At 72.0% G+C, this 20,221-nt stretch carries 15 protein-coding genes; 8 read left to right on the forward strand and 7 right to left on the reverse strand.

Going from position 1 to position 20,221, the window contains the following annotated elements; genetic code table 11:
- The first annotated feature begins 1 nt into the window (after position 1).
- Positions 2 to 661, forward strand: coding sequence for a 3-keto-alpha-glucoside-1,2-lyase-like domain-containing protein (locus AC068Z_RS30345; RefSeq protein WP_478562586.1), 660 nt, complete (start codon positions 2 to 4; stop codon positions 659 to 661).
- Positions 662 to 762: 101 nt separating this feature from the next.
- Here the strand turns inward: AC068Z_RS30345 and AC068Z_RS30350 are convergent, their stop codons facing one another.
- From AC068Z_RS30350 to AC068Z_RS30360, 3 genes are all read right to left on the reverse strand, one after another.
- Positions 763 to 2,226 carry a glutamate synthase subunit beta gene (locus tag AC068Z_RS30350; RefSeq protein WP_478562589.1) on the reverse strand — a complete coding sequence of 488 codons (1,464 nt, stop codon included), beginning with the start codon at positions 2,224 to 2,226 and terminating at the stop codon, positions 763 to 765.
- On the reverse strand, positions 2,219 to 6,820 hold the full coding sequence (gene gltB / locus AC068Z_RS30355) for a glutamate synthase large subunit (protein WP_478562592.1): 4,602 nt from the start codon (positions 6,818 to 6,820) through the stop codon (positions 2,219 to 2,221). Before gltB ends, AC068Z_RS30350 begins: the two co-directional genes overlap by 8 nt.
- Positions 6,821 to 7,220: 400 nt before the next feature.
- Positions 7,221 to 7,952, reverse strand: coding sequence for a VIT1/CCC1 transporter family protein (locus AC068Z_RS30360; protein ID WP_478562595.1), 732 nt, complete (start codon positions 7,950 to 7,952; stop codon positions 7,221 to 7,223).
- A 272-nt stretch (positions 7,953 to 8,224) separates the two neighbouring features.
- Here AC068Z_RS30360 and AC068Z_RS30365 point away from each other — a divergent pair, with 272 nt between their 5' ends.
- Genes AC068Z_RS30365 through AC068Z_RS30395 form a run of 7 tightly spaced genes read left to right on the forward strand, consistent with a single transcriptional unit; the run spans position 8,225 to position 16,072 of the window.
- On the forward strand, positions 8,225 to 9,229 hold the full coding sequence (locus AC068Z_RS30365) for an ADP-ribosylglycohydrolase family protein (RefSeq protein WP_478562598.1): 1,005 nt from the start codon (positions 8,225 to 8,227) through the stop codon (positions 9,227 to 9,229).
- Positions 9,226 to 10,554: an ADP-ribosylglycohydrolase family protein gene (locus AC068Z_RS30370; protein WP_478562601.1), complete on the forward strand. Its 1,329-nt coding sequence runs from the start codon at positions 9,226 to 9,228 to the stop codon at positions 10,552 to 10,554. The genes AC068Z_RS30365 and AC068Z_RS30370 overlap by 4 nt, the downstream gene beginning before the upstream one ends.
- A gap of 8 nt (positions 10,555 to 10,562) precedes the next feature.
- The gene (locus tag AC068Z_RS30375; RefSeq protein WP_478562604.1) at positions 10,563 to 11,741 is read left to right on the forward strand and encodes an ADP-ribosylglycohydrolase family protein; all 1,179 of its coding nucleotides are present in this window, start codon (positions 10,563 to 10,565) and stop codon (positions 11,739 to 11,741) included.
- A complete protein-coding gene (locus AC068Z_RS30380) occupies positions 11,729 to 13,114 on the forward strand; it encodes an ADP-ribosylglycohydrolase family protein (RefSeq protein WP_478562607.1) in 1,386 nt (461 codons plus the stop codon). The genes AC068Z_RS30375 and AC068Z_RS30380 overlap by 13 nt, the downstream gene beginning before the upstream one ends.
- Entirely contained in the window at positions 13,111 to 14,004 is an 894-nt protein-coding gene (rbsK, locus tag AC068Z_RS30385; protein WP_478562610.1) for a ribokinase, read from the forward strand. Before AC068Z_RS30380 ends, rbsK begins: the two co-directional genes overlap by 4 nt.
- Complete coding sequence (locus AC068Z_RS30390) at positions 14,001 to 15,191, forward strand: CaiB/BaiF CoA transferase family protein (RefSeq protein ID WP_478562613.1); 1,191 nt, start codon at positions 14,001 to 14,003, stop codon at positions 15,189 to 15,191. Before rbsK ends, AC068Z_RS30390 begins: the two co-directional genes overlap by 4 nt.
- Positions 15,188 to 16,072, forward strand: coding sequence for an HpcH/HpaI aldolase/citrate lyase family protein (locus tag AC068Z_RS30395; RefSeq protein WP_478562616.1), 885 nt, complete (start codon positions 15,188 to 15,190; stop codon positions 16,070 to 16,072). Before AC068Z_RS30390 ends, AC068Z_RS30395 begins: the two co-directional genes overlap by 4 nt.
- 59 nt (positions 16,073 to 16,131) lie before the next feature.
- Here AC068Z_RS30395 and lgt read toward each other — a convergent pair whose 3' ends face one another.
- From lgt to trpB, 4 genes are all read right to left on the reverse strand, one after another.
- A complete protein-coding gene (gene lgt, locus AC068Z_RS30400; RefSeq protein ID WP_478562619.1) occupies positions 16,132 to 17,088 on the reverse strand; it encodes a prolipoprotein diacylglyceryl transferase in 957 nt (318 codons plus the stop codon).
- Positions 17,089 to 17,170: 82 nt separating this feature from the next.
- Entirely contained in the window at positions 17,171 to 17,947 is a 777-nt protein-coding gene (locus AC068Z_RS30405; protein WP_478562622.1) for a DsbA family protein, read from the reverse strand.
- Positions 17,948 to 18,035: 88 nt separating this feature from the next.
- Positions 18,036 to 18,872: a tryptophan synthase subunit alpha gene (trpA, locus tag AC068Z_RS30410; RefSeq protein WP_478562625.1), complete on the reverse strand. Its 837-nt coding sequence runs from the start codon at positions 18,870 to 18,872 to the stop codon at positions 18,036 to 18,038.
- Positions 18,869 to 20,158, reverse strand: coding sequence for a tryptophan synthase subunit beta (trpB, locus tag AC068Z_RS30415; RefSeq protein ID WP_478562628.1), 1,290 nt, complete (start codon positions 20,156 to 20,158; stop codon positions 18,869 to 18,871). Before trpB ends, trpA begins: the two co-directional genes overlap by 4 nt.
- Between the last annotated feature and the right edge of the window lie 63 nt (positions 20,159 to 20,221).

Raw genomic sequence — 20,221 nt, forward strand, 5'->3', positions numbered from 1 at the left:
CATGACTCGCTCACTCCTGCGTGGCGTCCTCCTGGCGGTGACGCTCGCGGGAGTGCTCGCGATCACCCTGACCCAGTGCGCCTCCGGCGAACCGGCACCGCCGCCGACACCGTGGGCCGACGGTTCCACGCACGGCCGGTGGCTGTCGGTCTTCAACGGCCACGGCACCAACTCGGGCGACGACGACTCGCTGACGCTGTCGCCGATGCCCGCGGAGGACCCCGGGACCACCCATGCGGGACTCGTGGTGAGTACGGCCTCGTACCGGGACGTCCGCCTGAAGGCCCGTATGCGCACGGTGGAGCAACTGCGCGAACCCGACCCCAATCCCTGGGAGGTGCCGTGGCTGGTGTGGGCGTACACCGATCCGGAGCACTTCTACTACATCACCCTGAAGCCCAACGGCTGGGAGCTGGGCAAGCGCGATCCGGCCTATCCGGGCGGGCAGCGGTTCCTGGCCACCGGGCACGAGAAGTACGAGGTGGGTGACTGGTCCGAGGTGCTGGTGGAACAGCGCGGGGCCTCGGTCACCGTGACGGTGGACGGGGAGACCCTGGTGAAGTTCACCGACGCCGAACGCCCCTACCTGGAAGGGAAGGTGGGGGCGTACACCGAGGACGCGACGGTGCGGTTCGAGGGGCTCGAGGCCGAGGAAAGGTGACGGCGCCCGCCCCGTCGTCCGGTCGGGGACAAAGGGCAGGCGCCGTCGATGTTCCGTACGCCTTTGTACGGGACGTCTCTTGAGCGGTCCTAAAAGGACCGTCAGACCATCAGGGCCCGGTCGGTCGGGCGGATCGGGGCCGGCAGTTCGCTGGCGCCGGTCAGGAAGCGGTCCACGCCACGGGCGGCCGAGCGGCCCTCGGCGATGGCCCACACGATCAGCGACTGGCCGCGGCCCGCGTCACCGGCGACGAACACGCCCGGCACGTTGGTCTGGAACTCGGCGTCGCGGGCGACGTTGCCGCGCTCGTCGAGGTCCAGGCCGAACTGCTCGACGAGGCCGTTCTCCCGGTCGGTGCCGGTGAAGCCCATGGCCAGGGTGACCAGCTGGGCGGGGATCTTCCGCTCGGTGCCCGGCTTCGGGGTCAGCTTGCCGTCGATGAACTCCACCTCGGTGAGGTGCAGCCACTGCACGTTGCCGTCCTCGTCGCCCTCGAAGTGGGTCGTCGAGACGGAGTAGACCCGCTCGCCGCCCTCCTCGTGCGCGGAGGTGACCTTGTAGAGCATCGGGAAGGTCGGCCACGGCTGGGTGACGTTGTTCCGCTCGTCGTTCGGGCGGGGCATGATCTCCAGCTGCGTCACCGAGGCCGCGCCCTGTCGGTGGGCGGTGCCCACGCAGTCGGCGCCGGTGTCGCCGCCGCCGATGACGACGACGTGCTTGCCCTCGGCCGAGATCGGAGCGGTGACGTAGTCGCCCTCCTGGACCTTGTTGGCCAGCGGCAGGTACTCCATCGCCTGGTAGATGCCCGTCAACTCCCGGCCGGGGACGGGGAGGTCACGGGCGGTGGTGGCACCGGCGGCGATGACGACGGCGTCGTACCGCTTCTTCAGGTCGGTCGCCTTGAGGTCGCGGCCGATCTCGATACCGGTCCGGAAGCGGGTGCCCTCCGCGCGCATCTGCTCGATACGGCGGTTGATGTGCCGCTTCTCCATCTTGAACTCGGGGATGCCGTAGCGGAGCAGGCCGCCGATCCGGTCCGCGCGCTCGTAGACGGCGACGGTGTGGCCGGCCCGGGTCAGCTGCTGGGCGGCGGCGAGGCCCGCCGGGCCCGAGCCGATGACCGCGACCGTCTTGCCCGACAGGCGCTCGGGCGCCTGCGGGGCGACGTCACCGGTCTCCCACGCCTTGTCGATGATGGAGACCTCGACGTTCTTGATGGTCACCGCGGGCTGGTTGATGCCCAGCACACACGCCGACTCACAAGGCGCCGGGCAGAGGCGACCGGTGAACTCCGGGAAGTTGTTGGTCGCGTGCAGCCGCTCGGAGGCGGCCCCCCAGTCCTCGCGGTAGGCGTAGTCGTTCCACTCCGGGATCAGGTTCCCGAGCGGGCAGCCGTTGTGGCAGAACGGGATGCCGCAGTCCATGCAGCGGCTGGCCTGCTTGCTGATGATCGGCAGCAGGGAGCCGGGGACGTAGACCTCGTTCCAGTCCTTCAGCCGGACGTCGACCGGACGGGACTTGGCGACCTCGCGGCCGTGGTTGAGAAAGCCCTTGGGATCAGCCATTGGTCGCCGCCTCCATCATCTTCTCGGTGATCTCGGTCTCGGAGAGACCGGCTCGCTCGGCGGCGTCCTTGGCGGCGAGCACTGCCTTGTACGTGCTGGGGATGATCTTGCTGAAGCGGTCCACGGCGGTGTCCCACTCGGCCAGGAGCTTCTCGGCGACGGTCGAGCCCGTCTCCTCCTGGTGGCGGCGCACCACGTCGTGCAGCCACTGCTTGTCCGCGTCGTCCAGCGCCTCCACGGCGTCCACGTTGCCGACGTTGACGTTGTCCCGGTTCAGGTCGATCACGTAGGCGACACCGCCCGACATACCGGCCGCGAAGTTGCGGCCCGTCTCGCCGAGGACCACCGCGTGACCGCCGGTCATGTACTCGCAGCCGTGGTCGCCCACGCCCTCCGAGACCACCAGGGCACCGGAGTTGCGGACGCAGAACCGCTCGCCGGTCCGGCCGCGCAGGAACAGCTCGCCGCCGGTCGCGCCGTACGCGATGGTGTTGCCCGCGATCGTGGAGTACTCGGCGAGGTGGTCGGCGCCCCGGTCGGGACGGACGATCACCCGGCCGCCGGAGAGGCCCTTGCCGACGTAGTCGTTGGCGTCGCCCTCCAGGCGCAGCGTGACACCGCGCGGGAGGAAGGCGCCGAAGGACTGGCCGGCGGAGCCGGTGAAGGTGATGTCGACGGTGTCGTCGGGCAGGCCCGCGCCGCCGAACTTCTTCGTCACCTCGTGACCGAGCATGGTGCCGACGGTGCGGTTGATGTTGCGGATGGCGACCTGGGCGCGGACCGGCTGTGCGTCCGTCGCGCTGTCGGCGGCCAGTGCGTCGGCGGCGAGCTTGATCAGCTCGTTGTCGAGCGCCTTCTCCAGACCGTGGTCCTGCTCGATCAGCTGGTGGCGGACGGCACCCTCGGGCAGCTCCGGCACGTGGAACAGCGGGGCGAGGTCCAGGCCCTGCGCCTTCCAGTGGTTCACCGCCCGGGTGACGTCGAGCGCCTCGGCGTGGCCGACGGCCTCCTCGATGGAGCGGAAGCCCAGCTCGGCGAGGATCTCGCGGACCTCTTCGGCGATGAACTGGAAGAAGTTCACGACGTACTCGGCCTTGCCCGCGAACCGGTCCCTGAGGGTCGGGTTCTGGGTGGCGATGCCGACCGGGCAGGTGTCCAGGTGGCAGACGCGCATCATGACGCAGCCGGAGACGACGAGCGGCGCGGTCGCGAAACCGAACTCCTCGGCGCCGAGCAGCGCGGCGATGACGACGTCCCGGCCGGTCTTCAGCTGGCCGTCGGTCTGCACGACGATGCGGTCGCGCAGGCCGTTGAGCAGCAGGGTCTGCTGGGTCTCGGCGAGACCGAGCTCCCAGGGACCACCGGCGTGCTTCAGCGAGGTCAGCGGCGAGGCGCCCGTGCCGCCGTCGTGGCCGGAGATGAGGACGACGTCCGCGTGTGCCTTGGAGACACCCGCGGCGACCGTGCCGACGCCGACCTCGGAGACCAGCTTCACGTGAATCCGCGCCTGCGGGTTCGCGTTCTTCAGGTCGTGGATCAGCTGGGCCAGGTCCTCGATGGAGTAGATGTCGTGGTGCGGCGGCGGGGAGATCAGACCGACACCCGGCGTCGAGTGACGGGTCTTGGCGACCCACGGGTAGACCTTGTGACCGGGCAGCTGGCCGCCCTCGCCGGGCTTGGCGCCCTGGGCCATCTTGATCTGGATGTCGTCGGCGTTGACCAGGTACTCGCTGGTCACACCGAAGCGGCCGGAGGCGACCTGCTTGATGCTGGACCGGCGCGCCGGGTCGTACAGACGCTCCGGGTCCTCGCCGCCCTCACCGGTGTTGGACTTGCCGCCCAGCTGGTTCATGGCGATGGCGAGGGTCTCGTGCGCCTCCTTGGAGATGGAGCCGTACGACATGGCGCCGGTGGAGAAGCGCTTGACGATCTCGGAGACCGGCTCGACCTCGTCGATGGAGATCGGCTGCCGGTCGGACCTGAAGCCGAACAGGCCGCGCAGCGTCATCAGCCGCTCGGACTGCTCGTTCACCCGGTCCGTGTACTTCTTGAAGATGTCGTAGCGGTTCGCACGCGTCGAGTGCTGGAGGCGGAAGACCGTCTCCGGGTCGAACAGGTGCGGCTCGCCCTCGCGGCGCCACTGGTACTCGCCGCCGATCTCCAGCGCGCGGTGCGCCGGGGCGATGCCGGAGGCGGGGTACGCCTTGGCGTGCCGGGCGGCGACCTCCTTGGCGATCACGTCGATGCCGACGCCGCCGATCTTGGTGGCGGTGCCGTTGAAGTACTTCTCCACGAAGGCCTGGTCGAGACCGACGGCCTCGAAGACCTGGGCGCCGCGGTAGGAGGCGACGGTGGAGATGCCCATCTTCGACATGACCTTCAGGACACCCTTGCCCAGGGCGTAGATCAGGTTGCGGATGGCCTTCTCGGGCTCGATGCCGGGCAGGAAGGTGCCGGCGCGGACCAGGTCCTCGACCGACTCCATCGCCAGGTACGGGTTGACGGCCGCGGCGCCGAAGCCGATGAGCAGGGCGACGTGGTGGACCTCGCGGACGTCACCGGCCTCGACCAGCAGGCCCACGTGGGTGCGCTGCTTGGTGCGGATGAGGTGGTGGTGGACGGCCGCGGTGAGCAGCAGCGAGGGGATCGGGGCGTGCTCGGCGTCGGAGTGCCGGTCCGACAGGACGATCAGCCGGGCGCCGTTCTCGATGGCCGCGTCGGCCTCGGCGCAGATCTCCTCGATGCGCGCGGCGAGGCTGTCGCCGCCGCCGGAGACCCGGAACAGACCGGACAGGGTGGCGGCCTTGAAGCCGGGCATGTCCCCGTCGGCGTTGATGTGGATGAGCTTGGCCAGCTCGTCGTTGTCGATCACCGGGAAGGGCAGGGTGACCGAGCGACAGGAGGCGGCCGTCGGGTCGAGCAGGTTGCCGGCCGGGCCGAGGGAGGAACGCAGGGAGGTGACGAGCTCCTCCCGGATGGCGTCCAGCGGCGGGTTGGTGACCTGCGCGAACAGCTGGGTGAAGTAGTCGAAGAGCAGGCGCGGGCGCTCGCTCAGCGCGGCGATCGGCGAGTCGGTGCCCATCGAACCGATCGGCTCGGCACCGGCCTTGGCCATCGGCGCCAGGATGATCCGCAGCTCTTCCTCGGTGTAACCGAAGGTCTGCTGGCGCCGGGTGACCGAGGCGTGGGTGTGCACGATGTGCTCGCGCTCGGGCAGGTCGGACAGCTCGATCTCACCGGCCTCGAGCCACTCCGCGTACGGCTTCTCCGCGGCGAGCTGGGCCTTGATCTCGTCGTCCTCGATGATGCGGTGCTCGACGGTGTCGACGAGGAACATCCTGCCCGGCTGGAGGCGGCCCTTGCGGACGACCTTGGCGGGGTCGATGTCGAGGACGCCGACCTCGGAGCCGAGGACGACCAGGCCGTCGTCGGTGACCCAGTAGCGGCCGGGGCGCAGGCCGTTGCGGTCGAGAACCGCGCCGACCTGGGTGCCGTCGGTGAAGGTGACACAGGCCGGGCCGTCCCAGGGCTCCATCATCGTGGAGTGGAACTGGTAGAAGGCGCGCCGGGCCGGGTCCATGGAGTCGTGGTTCTCCCACGCCTCCGGGATCATCATCAGCACGGAGTGCGGCAGCGAACGGCCGCCCAGGTGCAGGAGTTCGAGCACCTCGTCGAAGGACGCGGAGTCGGAGGCGTCCGGGGTGCAGACCGGGAAGATGCGGTCCAGTTCGCGCTCGCCGAACAGGTCGGAGACGAGCTGCGACTCCCGGGCGCGCATCCAGTTGCGGTTGCCCTTGACGGTGTTGATCTCACCGTTGTGCGCGACGAAGCGGTACGGGTGGGCGAGCGGCCACGACGGGAAGGTGTTCGTGGAGAACCGGGAGTGCACGAGCGCGATCGCGGAGGCGAAGCGGCGGTCGGACAGGTCCGGGAAGAAGGGCTCGAGCTGGCCGGTGGTCAGCATGCCCTTGTAGACGATGGTGCGGGCGGACAGCGACGGGAAGTAGACGCCGGCCTCGCGCTCGGCGCGCTTGCGCAGCACGAAGGCCTTGCGGTCGAGGGCGATACCCGTGGCGGGCACGGCGGCGGCGTCGGCGACGAAGACCTGCCGGAAGGCGGGCATCGTGGACCGGGCGGTGGCGCCGAGCAGTTCGGGGGCGACCGGAACCTCGCGCCAGCCGAGGACCGTCAGGCCCTCCTCACCGGCGATCGTCTCGATCCGTGAGACGGCCTCGGCCGTCCCCTCCTCGGGCAGGAAGGCGATACCGACGGCGTACGCACCGGCCGCGGGCAGCTCGAATTCGGCGACCTCGCGGAAGAAGGCGTCCGGCACCTGGGACAGGATGCCCGCGCCGTCGCCCGAGTCGGGCTCGGAGCCGGTGGCACCGCGGTGCTCCAGGTTGCGCAGAACCGTGAGCGCCTGCTCGACCAGCGCGTGGCTCGCCTCGCCGGTGAGGGTGGCCACGAAGCCGACGCCACAGGCGTCGTGCTCGTTGCGGGGGTCGTACATACCCTGCGCAGCAGGGCGAGCATCCATGAACGACCAGTTCTGGCCATTCGCGGAATGCTGGGACGGCTGGCGCGGCGTACGCATCGGCTCTCCCGTCGTCGTCAGTGGCATGTTTCAGGTGCCGAGGGACGACGTTGGCCCTCTGCGTGTGATCTGCGCTGTCATAGGCGCTGAGATCAAAATTTCGTGCAGGTTACATGATGGAGCGGTTCTCGGGAACCGGATACACCGTTCCAAATGCGGACGCCGCGGGGTGACGGCGGGACCGCGCGCGGCGGCCGGAAAGTGATGGGGACCGACAGGGACAAGATCGATCAGATCGGTGCCAGTCGGCGGTGGCGAGGGGAGCGTCGTCGCCCACCTCGCACGTGTGCGCGGCAGGCACCATTGCCCACAGCGCTTACGGCTCATGCCCGGTGGTTAACCATTCGAAACCAGCGAGTAACGGGTACTTATGCGGCCCATCGCATAAGTTCCAGTCGCGCTATCCTACGGCCGTTCCGAACAGGCTGCCCAGGGCGTACGTCACACCGGCGGCGGCGCCACCCAGGGCAAGTTGCCGCAAACCGCTGTACCACCAGCTCCGCGCGGTCACCTTGGCCACTACGGCACCGCAGGCGAACAGCCCGAAGAGGGCGAGCAGCAGGGCGGGCCACAGCGCGGTCGCGCCGAGCAGATACGGCAGTACGGGGAGCAGGGCGCCCAGCGCGAAGGAGCCGAAGGACGACACCGCGGCGACGGTGGGCGAGGGCAGGTCGCCCGGGTCGATCCCCAGTTCCTCGCGGGCGTGTATCTCCAGGGCCTGCTCGGGGTCCCGGGAGAGCTGCCGGGCGACCTCACTGGCCAGCGCGGGCTCGACGCCCCGGGCCCGGTAGAGCGCCGCCAGCTCCGCCTCCTCGTCCTTCGGGTGCTTGCGCAGCTCCCGGCGCTCGACGTCCAGCTCGGCCTCGACGAGCTCGCGCTGCGAGGCGACGGAGGTGTACTCGCCGGCGGCCATCGAGAAGGCTCCGGCGGCAAGCCCGGCGAGCCCGGTGAGCACGACGGTCTGATGGCTGACCTGACCGCCGGCGACGCCGGTCATCAGGGCGAGGTTGGAGACGAGCCCGTCCATGGCACCGAAGACCGCGGGCCGCAGCCAGCCGCCGTTGACATCGCGGTGGGTGTGGTTGTCGCGGTGGGCTTCGTGGAGTGGAGCCTCGGTCTCGATGATGGCCATGTGTGGGGTCCCCCTCGACTTAGGAAAGGCTAAGTTTGGACAAGTTCCATTCTTCGACAACGCCAAATCTACGCTGTACATTCCCTCCCCGCCAGCAAGGAAAGGCTGGGCTAACCTGCGGTTTTGTGGTCGACCGCTCATTCGATCGAAAGCCTGCACAGATGTCGACCGGGTGACACCGCGACCGAGCAGGCTCTGCCGTCGGCCTCCCGTGGCAGACATCCGCAAAGGGTTCCGCGCCCTTCGCGGAGCCCCCGGAGGAGAGGCCGCGTATGGCATCGATCGCCTGCATCCCCTCGGTTCCGGCGCCGGGGGACGCCGCCGGCCTCCGCGACCGGGCGCGCGGCGCGCTGCTGGGCCTGGCGGTGGGCGACGCGCTGGGCGCCCCGGCGGAGAACATGAAGCCGTCCGAGATCCGGGCCCGCTGGGGCCGCATCACGGGCTACGTGATGGACAGCCCCTCGGGCACGGACGACACCGAGTACGCGATCTTCTCGGGCCTGCTGCTGGCCCGCCACGGCTCGGCGCTCTCACCGGCGCATGTGGAGGCGGCGTGGCACGAGTGGATCGCGGACCGGGAGGAGGGCCCGTTCCGGGGCGCGGGCTTCAGCGAGCGCGGCACCCTGGAGAACCTGCGCCGGGGCCTGGCGGCCCCCATCTCGGCCCAGCACCGCCACGCCTGGAGCGACGGCCTGGCGATGCGGGCGGCCCCCTTCGGCGTCTTCGCCGCGGGCCGCCCTGCGGAGGCGGCCCGGCTGGTGGCGATCGACGGCTCGGTGAGCCACGAGGGAGAGGGCATCTACGGCGGCCAGGCGGTGGCCGCGGGGGTGGCCGCGGCGATGGCGGGAGCGCCGGCGATCGCGGTGGTGGCGTCGGCCCTGGCGGTCGTCCCGGACGACTCCTGGACGGCGAGGTCGCTGCGCAGGGCGGTGGCGGTGGCCCACCGGGGCGAACGGGCGGTCCGCTCCGCGGTGGTGGTCGGCGGCTACCCGTGGACCGACCTGGCCCCCGAGGCGGTGGCGCTGGCCTACGGCGCCTACGCGGCGGCGGACGGCGACTTCGTCCACTCCGTCCTCACGGCGGTGAACATGGGCCGGGACGCGGACACGACGGCAGCGGTGGCGGGCGCCCTGGCCGGCGCGACGGAGGGCATGTCGTCGATCCCGGAGGACTGGGCGTCGGCGATCGGCCCGGCACGCGGAACCTGCCTCCCGGCCATGCGCGGCCACCACATCCTGGACGTGGCGGACCTCCTGACGAAGGAGGCCTGCGCATGAAACCACCGGCACCGTGGGACGAGGGCGCGACCGCCGCCCAGGCGACCGTGCTTCCCGACGCCGGTCCGGCCATTTCAGCCCGTCCGGCGTTCGAGGACGAGGCCCCTTCAGGGCCGACGGGGGTCCAGGGGGCGGAGCCCCCTGGGAGCGGGGCCGAAGGGGCGGCAAGCCCCTGGAGGACGGGAGGGGTAGGGGCGGCGGGGGCGAACAACGCCCGCCGCACCGAGGGCCTGCTGCTCGGCCTCGCCGCGGGCGACGCCGCCGGCTGGCCCGCCGCCCGGCACCGCGCCGCCCGCATGCCCGAATGGACCCGCCGCCTCACCCGCGAACTGGACACCTTCGCCGAGCAGAACGCGACCACCACCCTCCCCGTCCCCATCGCCCTCAACCAACCCCCCGAACCCCTCCGCCTGGGCCCCTCCGACGACGCCGAATGGGCTGCCTTCGCCGCCGAGGCCCTCCTCCGCGCGGGCGACGACACCGTCCTCGCCGACCTCAGCCGCCACCGCCGTACCCGCGCGGCCATCGACCTCACCTGGAACGCCGTGGCCAGCGAGGTGGCCGCCGCCGCTGACCGCGCCCCCGAGGTCGAGTCCGCCGTCCTCCCGCTGCGCGCCCGCATCTCCGTCCGCGCCGGACTCGGCAACCTCGCCACCGGCCTGCGCCCGCCCGCCACCGGCCACGACAACCCCCACTACTTCGACGACGCCGCCTGCGTCCGCGCCTGCGTCCTCGCGGTGGCCCACCCCGGCGACCCCCAACAGGCCGCGGAACTCGCCGAGTTCGATGCCCGCTACACCCAGGACGGCGACGGGGTCCACGGCGCCCGGGCCATGGCGGCGGCCCTCGCCCTGGCCCTCTCCGGCGCCGACGCGACCGCCTGCGTCACCGCCGCCCTCCAGCAACTCCCGCCCGAGACCGAGATCGGCCGCAACGCCCGCCACGCCCTCACCCTCGCCGACGCCGCCGACAGCGCGTTCGCCCTCGTCCCCCACCTGGAACACCAGATCGTCGACCACGTCTACAGCTACGGCATCGCCGCCGCCGAGACGGTCCCCGTGGCCCTCGCCCTCACCACCGCCGCCCACGGCCGTATCGCCGAGGCGCTCCCCGCCGCCGCCTGTCTGTCCCGCGTCGCCGACTCCGCCCCCGCCCTCGTCGGCGCCCTCACCGGCGCGCTGTGCGGCGGCGCCGCGATCCCCGCGTCCTGGCGCGACGCCTGCCGCACCCTCTCCGGCTGCACCCTCCCCCGCCTCACCGGTACGGACCTCGTGGAACTCGCCGAACTCCTCGAAGCCACGCATCCGGCCAGGGCAGGAGGATGATTCGCCGCATGAAGAGCAAACCGGCAGAAAACCCCGACGAGGCGAGCCTGGACGACCGGATCACCGGAGCACTCGTCGGAGCCGCCGTCGGCGACGCCCTGGGCGGCCCGGTCGAGGGCTACTCCCCCGAGCAGATCGTCGAACGCCACGGCGGCCGGGTGCACGGCATCGTCGGCCCCTGGAACGGCGACGCCTGGCGCACGGCCCGCCCCATCGCGCCGTACCACAAGGGCGACGGCCACATCACCGACGACACCTTGATGACCCACGCCCTGATCCGGGTCTACGCCGGCGTCCGCGACCACCTGGACGCCTACGCCGTCGCCGACCACCTGGTCCCCGACCTGATGACGAACCCGCGCTGGATCCCGGAACTGGAGGCCGAGGCCCTCCCCCTCCACCGCGTCTTCCTCGCCGAGAAATGGCTGGTGACGCGGATCCACTACGGCCATGCCGACCCCCGCGAGGCCGGCACCGGCAACATCGTCAACTGCGGTGCCGCGATGTACATGGCCCCCGTGGGCCTGGTCAACGCGGCCAACCCGCCCGCCGCCTACGCCGAGGCCCTCGACATCGCGGGCGCCCACCAGTCGTCGTACGGCAGAGAGGCGGCCGGCGTCTTCGCGGCGGCGGTGGCGGCGGCCTGTGCCCCCGGGGCGACCCCGGACTCGGTGATCGCCGCCTGCCTCGCCCTGGCCAAGGACGGCACCCGCGCGGCGATCGAGACGGTCTGCGAAGTGGCCGCCCGGTACAGCGACTTCGAGTCGGCGCTGAAGCCGCTGCGGGAGGCCGTGGCCCCGTACGACACGGTCGGCCCCGACTACCGCGCCCCCTCCCTGGGCGCCCGCCGCCCGTCCCGCCTGCACGCGATCGAGGAACTCCCCGTCGCCCTGGCGATGTTGCTGCTGTCCTCGGGCGACTACCGCCGGACGGTCCTGGGCTCGGTGAACTACGGCCGGGACTGCGACTCCATCGCCACCATGTCCGGCGCGCTGTCCGGCGCCCTGGGCCACCCGGTCCCCGAGGACTGGTCGAAGCAGGTGGCGGACGCGAGCCGGGTGGACCTCTGGGAACCGGCCCGGACGCTCGCGCGGGTGACCCGCGAGATCTTCGAACGGGACGTGCGGCGCCACCGCGCCCACGAACAGGCCTTCGCCCGACTCGGAGGCCGTGCATGCTCCGACTGACCTGGGTCCAGCCGGAGGATTTGATCGGCCATGAACTCCGCCAGGCGGCCCGGGACGGCCGGGAACCGTCGAGGATCGCGGCGAGGTGGAAGGCGGCGGGCGGCCTGGACGCCCCGCCCCGAGCGGGCGCCTCCCCGGACCCGGCCTCCCGCTACCTCCGGCTCCTGGCCGAGGACCTCCTGGACGAACTGGCGGAGCTGCCCACCAAGCTGGCCGACCACGAGCCCACGGACCTGAGGAAGATCAAGTCCCTGTGCCGGGAGTGGCCGGTCGCCACCCCCGCGGCACCCCCCACCCCGGCCACCCCCGCGGCACCCCCCACCCCGGCCGCCCTCGAAGCCGCCTGGCTCGGCCGAGCGGTCGGCTGCCTGCTGGGCAAACCCGTGGAGAAGCTCCCCCTCGACGCCATCCGCCAACTCGCCCGGGCAATGGGCAACTGGCCTCCGAGGACGTACTTCACAGCCAAGGGCGTCCCCCAGGACCTTCTCGCCGCCCACCCCTGGAACCGCCGCTCGGCGCCCACCTCCCTCGCCGAGAACATCGACGGCATGCCCGAGGACGACGACCTCAACTACCCCCTGCTCAACCTGCTCCTCCTCCAGCGCCACGGCAGAAGCTTCACCACCACGGACGTGGCCCGGCTCTGGCTCGACGAACTCCCCGCCGGCCGCACGTTCACCGCCGAGCGCATCGCGTACCGCAACCTCCTCAACGGCCTCGAACCCCCGCGCACGGCCCACCACCGCAACCCCTTCCGCGAATGGATCGGCGCCCTGATCCGCGCCGACGTGCACGGCTGGACCAACCCCGGTGACCCGGCCGCCGCGGCCGAACAGGCCCACCGGGACGCCACCCTCACCCACACCGCCAACGGCGTCTACGCGGCGATGTTCGTGGCGGCCACCATCGCCCGGGCGGCGACCGGCACCCATGACGTCCACGCCTGCCTGCGCACCGGCCTCACCGTGATCCCCCCGGCGGCCCGCCTCACGAGGGCGATCCGGCACGCCGTACGACTCGCCGGGGAACACCGGGACTTCGACACGGTCGTGGACGAACTCCACGCCGTCCACGCCGAAGAGCACTGGGTCCACGCCGTCCCCAACACCGCCCTGATCGCCGCCGCCCTCACCCACGCCGACGGCGACTTCACCGGATCCGTCTCCCGGGCCGTGTCCGGGGGCTGGGACACCGACTCCAACGGCGCCACCGCCGGCAGCGTCGCCGGACTGCTCGCCGCCCACCCCTCCGCCCTCCCCGACCACTGGACGGCCCCGCTCAAGAACCGCCTGTCCACCTCCGTCGGCGACTTCAACGGCACCGGCTTCGACACACTCGCCCAGCTCACCCACCGGGAGGCAGCCCGCCCATGAGCCACATCGCCGTACTCGGCAGCACGAACATGGATCTCGTCGCCTTCGTCGAGAAGGCCCCCCAGCGCGGAGAGACGGTCACCGGCCGCGAGTTCCGCACGATTCCCGGCGGCAAGGGCGCCAACCAGGCCATCGCCGCGGCCCGCGCGGGCGCCACCGTCTCCATGATCGGCGCGGTCGGCAACGACGCCTTCGGCACCCGGCTGCGCTCCACGCTGGAACACTCCGGCGTCGAGACCGACCATCTGCGCACCACGGAGGGCCCCTCCGGCACCGCCCACATCGTCGTCGACGACCACGGCGGCAACGCGATCGTGGTGATCCCCGCCGCCAACGGCACCGTCGACCACCTCGCCCCAGGCGACGAGGGCCTCATCGCCTCCGCCGACGCGCTGCTGCTCCAGTTGGAGATCCCCCTCGCCGCCGTGCTCGCGGGCGCCGAGGCGGCCCGCGCCCACGGCGTCCGGACCATCCTCACCCCGGCGCCCGCCCAGCCGCTCCCGGTCGAACTCCTCAACGCCACCGACCTGTTGCTGCCCAACGAGCACGAGGCCGCCACCCTCACCGGCCGCACCGACCCGCGCTCAGCGGCCCTCGCCCTGCTCGACGAGGTCCCCGAGGTGGTCGTCACCCTCGGCGCCGCGGGCAGCCTGTACGTGGCACGCGGCGCCGAACCGCTCACCGTGCCCGCGCCCCAGGTCACCGCCGTGGACACCACCGGCGCCGGCGACACCTTCGCCGGCACGCTCGCGGTGGCGCTCACCGAGGGCCGCCCGATGCCCGACGCGCTGGCCTGGGCGGGCGCGGCGGCGGCACTGTCGGTGCAGCGGGCCGGGGCGACGGAGTCGATGCCGTACCGCCCCGAGATCGAGGCGCAGTACACGTCATGAGCCAAGCACCCCTCCACGGCCTGCGCGTCCTCGACCTCGCCACCCTGTTCGCCGGACCCCTCGCCGCCACGGCCCTCGGTGACTTCGGCGCGGAGGTCATCAAGGTCGAGCACCCGGACCGGCCCGACCCGTCCCGCGGCCACGGCCCGGCCAAGGACGGCGTCGGCCTGTGGTGGAAGCACCTCGGCCGCAACAAGCGCACGATCACCCTGAACCTGTCGACCCCGGGCGGCCGGACCACCCTCCTCCGGCTCGCCGCGGGCGCGGACGTCGTCATCGAGAACTTCCGCCCCGGCACCCTGGAGAAGTGGGACCTCGGCTGGCCCGAGCTGTCGGCCGCCAACCCCCGTCTGGTCCTCACCCGCGTCACCGGCTTCGGCCAGTTCGGCCCGTACGCCCACCGCCCCGGCTTCGGCACCCTCGCCGAGGCGATGAGCGGCTTCGCCGCGCTCACCGGCGAACCGGAGGCGCCCCCGACGCTCCCGCCGTTCGGCCTCGCGGACTCGATCGCGGGTCTCGCCACGGCGTTCGCCGTCCTCACCGCGCTCGCCGCCCGCGAGCGCACCGGCGAGGGACAGGTCGTCGACCTCGCCCTGATCGAGCCGATGCTGTCGGTCCTCGGACCCCAGCCCACCTGGTACGACCAGCTCGGCTACGTCCAGCAGCGCACCGGCAACCGCTCCGCGAACAACGCCCCGCGCAACACCTACCGCACGGCGGACGGCAGTTGGGTCGCGGTCTCGACGTCGGCCCAGTCCGTGGCGGAGCGGGTGATGACCCTGGTCGGCCGTCCGGACCTGATCGACGAACCCTGGTTCGCCACGGGCGCCGACCGGGCCCGCCACGCCGACGTCCTCGACGAGGCGGTCGGCTCCTGGATCGCCGCGCGCACCCGCGACGAGGTGATCGCGGCCTTCGAGAAGGCGGAGGCGGCCGTGGCCCCGATCCAGGACGTGACGGGGGTGATGGCGGACCCGCAGTACCAGGCGCTGGACACGATCACCACGGTCGACGACCCGGACCTCGGGCCCCTGCGGATGCAGAACGTGCTCTTCCGTCTCTCCGCCACCCCGGGCGCGATCCGCTGGACCGGCCGCCCGCACGGCGCCGACACGGACGAGGTGCTCACCGAACTGGGCCTGACCCCGGCGGACGTGGCGGCCCTGCGCGCGGAGGGTGCCGTATGACATCGCCTACGCTGACCTGGCTGTACGCCCCTGGCGACCGCCCGCACGTCATGGCCAGGGCCCTGCTGGCCGGGGCGGACGTCGTGGTGATCGACCTGGAGGACGCGGTGGCCCCCGACCGCAAGGAGTACGCCCGGGCCGCCACGGCCGACTTCCTCTCCGACGCCCAGCCGGTCCCGGTGCACGTCCGGGTGAACGGCTCGGACGGGCCGTGGGCGGCGGCGGACCTGCGGGCGCTGTCCGGACTCCCCGGGGTCACGGCACTGCGCCTGCCCAAGGTGACCTCTCCCGTCCAGATCCGCCGGGTGGCGCGCTCGACCTCCCGGCCCCTGTACGCCCTCCTCGAATCCGCCCTCGGCATCGAGAACGCCTACGCCATCGCCCGCGCCCACCCCGCCCTGCACGGCATCGCGCTCGGCGAGGCGGACCTCCGCGCCGACCTCGCGGTACGCGCGGACGCGGGTCTGGACTGGCCCCGTTCCCGAGTGATCGTCGCCGCCAGAGCGGCCGGCCTGCCGCCCCCGCCCCAGTCGGTCCACCCCGACACCCGCGACCTGGAGGGCCTGTCGGCGTCCTGCGCCCACGGTCGCGCCCTGGGCTTCTTCGGCCGGGCGGCCATCCACCCCCGCCAACTCCCGGTGATCGAACGGGCCTACCTGCCGACGCGTCAGGAGATCGAGCAGGCGGAAAGAATCCTCGAGGCGGCGACCGCGGAACGGGGTGCCCAGGCGCTGGCGGACGGCACCTTCATCGACGCGGCAGTGGTGGTGGCGGCGCGGCGAACCCTCGCCCTGGCCCGTCGGCTGCTGCTCTCCGCCGCGACGGCGAGCACCCCGACGGCGTCTCCCGGCGGTGCCGAACTCACCGAGACCCGCCCCTGACCCACGGCGAAGGGCGCCCGGAACACTCCGAGCGCCCTCACGGTCGTACGACCGACCGGTCAGCCCTTCTTCGCCGACCCGGCCCCGTCGTTGGCATCGTCCTTCACGTCGGACGACTCGGTGTCGGAGGCGGACTCCGCGTCGGCCTTCTCACTCTCGTCGGAGTCGGCCTCGGCCTCGGCCGAACCGCCGGCGGCAACCGCGCCGGGCTCGACCACGGCCTCCCGTCCCGGCCGCTTCTTCGCCGACAGCACGATGTACAGCACCGCCAGCAGGAACACGATCAGCGCGGTCCAGTTGTTCAGCCGCAGGCCGAAGATGTGGTGGGCCTCGTCGACGCGCATGTACTCGATCCAGAACCGGCCCACGCAGTACGCGGCGACGTAGAGCGCGAACGCCCGCCCGTGCCCCAGCGTGAACCGCCGGTCGGCCCAGATGACGAGCAGCGCGACACCGATGCACCACAGCGACTCGTACAGGAACGTCGGGTGGTACGTCCCCGGCAGCCGCCCGTCCGAGGAGGACGTGATCTCCACGGCCCAGGGAAGGTCCGTGGCCTTGCCGTACAGCTCCTGGTTGAACCAGTTGCCCCAGCGGCCGATGGCCTGCGCGAGGGCGATACCGGGGGCGACGGCGTCGGCGTACGCCGGCATCGGGATGCCCCGGCGGCGGCAGCCGATCCACGCGCCCAGCGCGCCGAGCGCGATGGCGCCCCAGATGCCGAGGCCGCCCTCCCAGATCTTGAAGGCGTCCACCCAGTCACGGCCCTCGCTGAAGTACAGCTCGTAGTCCGTGATCACGTGGTAGAGGCGTCCGCCGACCAGACCGAAGGGGACCGCCCACACCGCGATGTCGGCCACCGTGCCGGCCCGGCCGCCGCGGGCGATCCAGCGCTTGTTGCCGAGCCAGACGGCGACGAAGACACCGATGATGATGCAGAACGCGTAGCCTCGCAGCGGAATGGGACCGAGGTGGATCACCCCGCGCGACGGGCTGGGAATGTAGGCAAGTTCCATGGCAAGGTCGACGCTACCCTGCCGGGCCGGGGCTGCGTCGGGCAGCCCGGCTACGGCTCCATAACAGGCGGGCGCCCACGCCTCATCCGTTGGCCGCCTCCTGAACCTGCTCCTTCAGCTTCTGGGGCGTCATCGACTGGTCCTGGTAGATGTTCTTGCCGTCGAGCAGGACGGTCGGCGTGCCGGTGAAGCCTCCGCTACGGAAGGCGTCGTTGGACTTGGCGACCCAGCTGTTGTGCGTGCCCTCCTCCACACAGGTGCGGAAGGCGGGCGTGTCCAGGCCGTCGACCTTGGCGGCCAGCTCGAACAACTTGGCGTTGTCGGAGAAGGCGTCGTCGGTCTCGGGGGGCTGGTTCTGGTACAGCACGTCGTGGTAGTCGACGAACTTCCCGGCGTCCTGGGCGCAGGCCGCGGCGTTGGCGGCGTTGCGGGAGCCGGTGCCGCCGAGGTTGCCGTCGATGATCGTCGCGAGGCGGTACTCCACTCTGAGCTGTCCGGCGTCCGTCAGCTCATGGATCGTCGAGCGGTAGGTGTCCTCGAAGGACTTGCAGGCCGGGCAGCGGAAGTCCTCCCAGACGACGAGGGTCGAGGGGGCGTCGTCCTTGCCCACCGGGATCGTGAGGCTGTCCTCGCCCTGCGCGCCCGAGGGCGCCACCACCGGACCGGCCTCGTCACCGCTGTCGTCCTTGCCGGCGTTGGCGGCGATCACGCCGATCACCGCCGCGAGCCCCAGCACACAGACGACGCTGGCGCCGACGATCAGCGCGCGCCGTCGCTTCTCTGCGGCCTTCTGCTTCTCGCGCTCGTCCGCCATCCGCTCCCGGGCGGTGCGCTTTCCCTCACGGTTCTTCTCGCTCACACCCCGGAAACGAACCGGGGAGGCGCCCAGCGCCTCCCCGATCCCAGGTCCACCCGTTCGAGTGACCGCTCCCGCACGTGATGTGCCGTTACGCCTGGCCGCGGACGCCCTTCGCCAGCTCACCGGCGAGCGCCCGGACGGCCTCCACACCGGCCGCGTGGTCCGGTGCGTCGAGCATCCGCTTCACGAAGGCCGAGCCGACGATGACACCGTCGGCGAAACCGGCGACCTCGCGCGCCTGCGCGGCGCTGGAGACGCCGAGCCCGACGCAGACCGGCAGGTCGGTGCCGGTGGCCCGGGTCCGCTCGACCAGGTCCTGCGCCTGCGCGCCGACCGACTCACGGGTTCCGGTGACGCCCATCAGCGAGGCGGCGTAGACGAAGCCGCTGCCCGCCGCGGTGATCTGCGCGAGCCGCTCGTCCTTGCTGCTCGGCGCGACCACGAACACCGTGGCGAGGCCGTGCTTCTCGGCGTGTTCCCGCCACAGCCCCGACTCCTGCACGGGCAGGTCGGGCAGGATGCACCCGGCGCCGCCCGCCTCCGCCAGCTCGGCGGTGAACCGCTCGACGCCGTAGCGGTCGATGGGGTTCCAGTACGTCATCACCAGCACCGGCTTGCCGGTCGCCGCGTGGGCCTCGCGGACCGTGCGCATGACGTCGGCGATCCGCACACCGCCGCGCAGGGCGATGTCGTCGGCGGTCTGGATGACGGGACCGTCGAGGACGGGGTCGCTGTGCGGCAGACCGACCTCGACGATGTCCGCGCCGCCGTCGAAGACGGCCCTGATCGCCTCGATGCCGCCGTCCACGGTCGGGAATCCGGCCGGGAGGTAGGCGATGAGCGCCGCGCGGCCCTCCGCCTTGGTGGCGGCGAGGGTGTCCGCCAGCAGCTGACCCTTGACGCTGTTCACTGCGGCCCCGCTCACTTGGCGTCCCCCTCGATCTCGGCGGTGTCGGCGGCGTTGGCCGCGACCTCGGCGTCGGCGCCCTGGTCGTACAGGCCGAAGTAGCGCGCGGCCGTGTCCATGTCCTTGTCGCCGCGCCCGGACAGGTTGACGATGATCAGCCCGTCCTTGCCCAGTTCCCTGCCGACCTCCAGGGCACCGGCGAGGGCGTGCGCCGACTCGATGGCCGGGATGATGCCCTCGGTGCGGGACAGCAGGCGCAGCGCCTGCATGGCCGCGTCGTCGGTGACCGCGCGGTACTCGGCGCGCCCGCTGTCCTTGAGGTAGGAGTGCTCGGGGCCGATGCCGGGGTAGTCCAGACCGGCCGAGATCGAGTACGGCTCGGTGATCTGGCCCTCGTCGTCCTGGAGGACGTACGACCGCGACCCGTGCAGGATGCCGGGCTCGCCCGCGGTCAGCGTGGCCGCGTGCTCGCCGGTCTCGACGCCGTGCCCGGCGGGCTCGCAGCCCACCAGGCGTACGCCCTCGTCCGGGATGAAGGCGTGGAACAGGCCGATGGCGTTGGAGCCGCCGCCGACGCAGGCGACGGCCGCGTCGGGGAGGCGTCCGGCGCGCTCCAGGATCTGGCGGCGGGCCTCGACGCCGATGACCCGGTGGAAGTCGCGGACCATGGCCGGGAAGGGGTGCGGTCCCGCGACCGTACCGAAGAGGTAGTGGGTGCGGTCGACGTTGGCGACCCAGTCGCGGAAGGCCTCGTTGATCGCGTCCTTGAGGGTGCGCGAGCCGGACTTCACGGCGATGACCTCGGCGCCGAGCATGCGCATCCGGGCCACGTTGAGGGCCTGGCGCTGGGTGTCGATCTCGCCCATGTAGATGGTGCAGTCGAGGCCGAACAGGGCGCAGGCCGTGGCCGTCGCGACGCCGTGCTGGCCGGCGCCGGTCTCGGCGATGACGCGGGTCTTGCCCATGCGCTTGGTGAGCAGGGCCTGGCCGAGCACGTTGTTGATCTTGTGCGAGCCGGTGTGGTTGAGGTCCTCGCGCTTGAGGAAGACCCGGGCGCCGCCCGCGTGTTCCGCGAAGCGGGGGACCTCGGTGAGCGCCGACGGGCGGCCCGTGTAGTTGACGAGCAGTTCGTCGAGCTCGCGCGCGAACTCGACGTCGTGCTTGGCCTTTTCGAACTCCACGGCGACCTCGTCGACGGCGGCGACGAGGGCCTCCGGGATGAACTTGCCGCCGAACGCGCCGAAGTAGCCGTCGGTGCTGGGGACCTGACCCTCGGGGTCAGGGATGAAGAACTCGCTGGGCATGCGGATACCTCACGGTGAGTGGTGTTTGGGAACAGCACTGATCGCCGTGGGGGCGGGGATGGC

It is taken from the genome of Streptomyces sp. NPDC043726, assembly GCF_056436565.1.

Bases quoted from the DNA above. Each gene is read 5' to 3' on its own strand.
- AC068Z_RS30345 (WP_478562586.1), top strand. From the start codon at position 2: ATGACTCGCTCACTCCTGCGTGGCGTCCTCCTGGCGGTGACGCTCGCG.
- AC068Z_RS30350 (WP_478562589.1), bottom strand. From the start codon at position 2,226: ATGGCTGATCCCAAGGGCTTTCTCAACCACGGCCGCGAGGTCGCCAAG.
- gltB (WP_478562592.1), bottom strand. From the start codon at position 6,820: ATGCGTACGCCGCGCCAGCCGTCCCAGCATTCCGCGAATGGCCAGAAC.
- AC068Z_RS30360 (WP_478562595.1), bottom strand. From the start codon at position 7,952: ATGGCCATCATCGAGACCGAGGCTCCACTCCACGAAGCCCACCGCGAC.
- AC068Z_RS30365 (WP_478562598.1), top strand. From the start codon at position 8,225: ATGGCATCGATCGCCTGCATCCCCTCGGTTCCGGCGCCGGGGGACGCC.
- AC068Z_RS30370 (WP_478562601.1), top strand. From the start codon at position 9,226: ATGAAACCACCGGCACCGTGGGACGAGGGCGCGACCGCCGCCCAGGCG.
- AC068Z_RS30375 (WP_478562604.1), top strand. From the start codon at position 10,563: ATGAAGAGCAAACCGGCAGAAAACCCCGACGAGGCGAGCCTGGACGAC.
- AC068Z_RS30380 (WP_478562607.1), top strand. From the start codon at position 11,729: ATGCTCCGACTGACCTGGGTCCAGCCGGAGGATTTGATCGGCCATGAA.
- rbsK (WP_478562610.1), top strand. From the start codon at position 13,111: ATGAGCCACATCGCCGTACTCGGCAGCACGAACATGGATCTCGTCGCC.
- AC068Z_RS30390 (WP_478562613.1), top strand. From the start codon at position 14,001: ATGAGCCAAGCACCCCTCCACGGCCTGCGCGTCCTCGACCTCGCCACC.
- AC068Z_RS30395 (WP_478562616.1), top strand. From the start codon at position 15,188: ATGACATCGCCTACGCTGACCTGGCTGTACGCCCCTGGCGACCGCCCG.
- lgt (WP_478562619.1), bottom strand. From the start codon at position 17,088: ATGGAACTTGCCTACATTCCCAGCCCGTCGCGCGGGGTGATCCACCTC.
- trpB (WP_478562628.1), bottom strand. From the start codon at position 20,158: ATGCCCAGCGAGTTCTTCATCCCTGACCCCGAGGGTCAGGTCCCCAGC.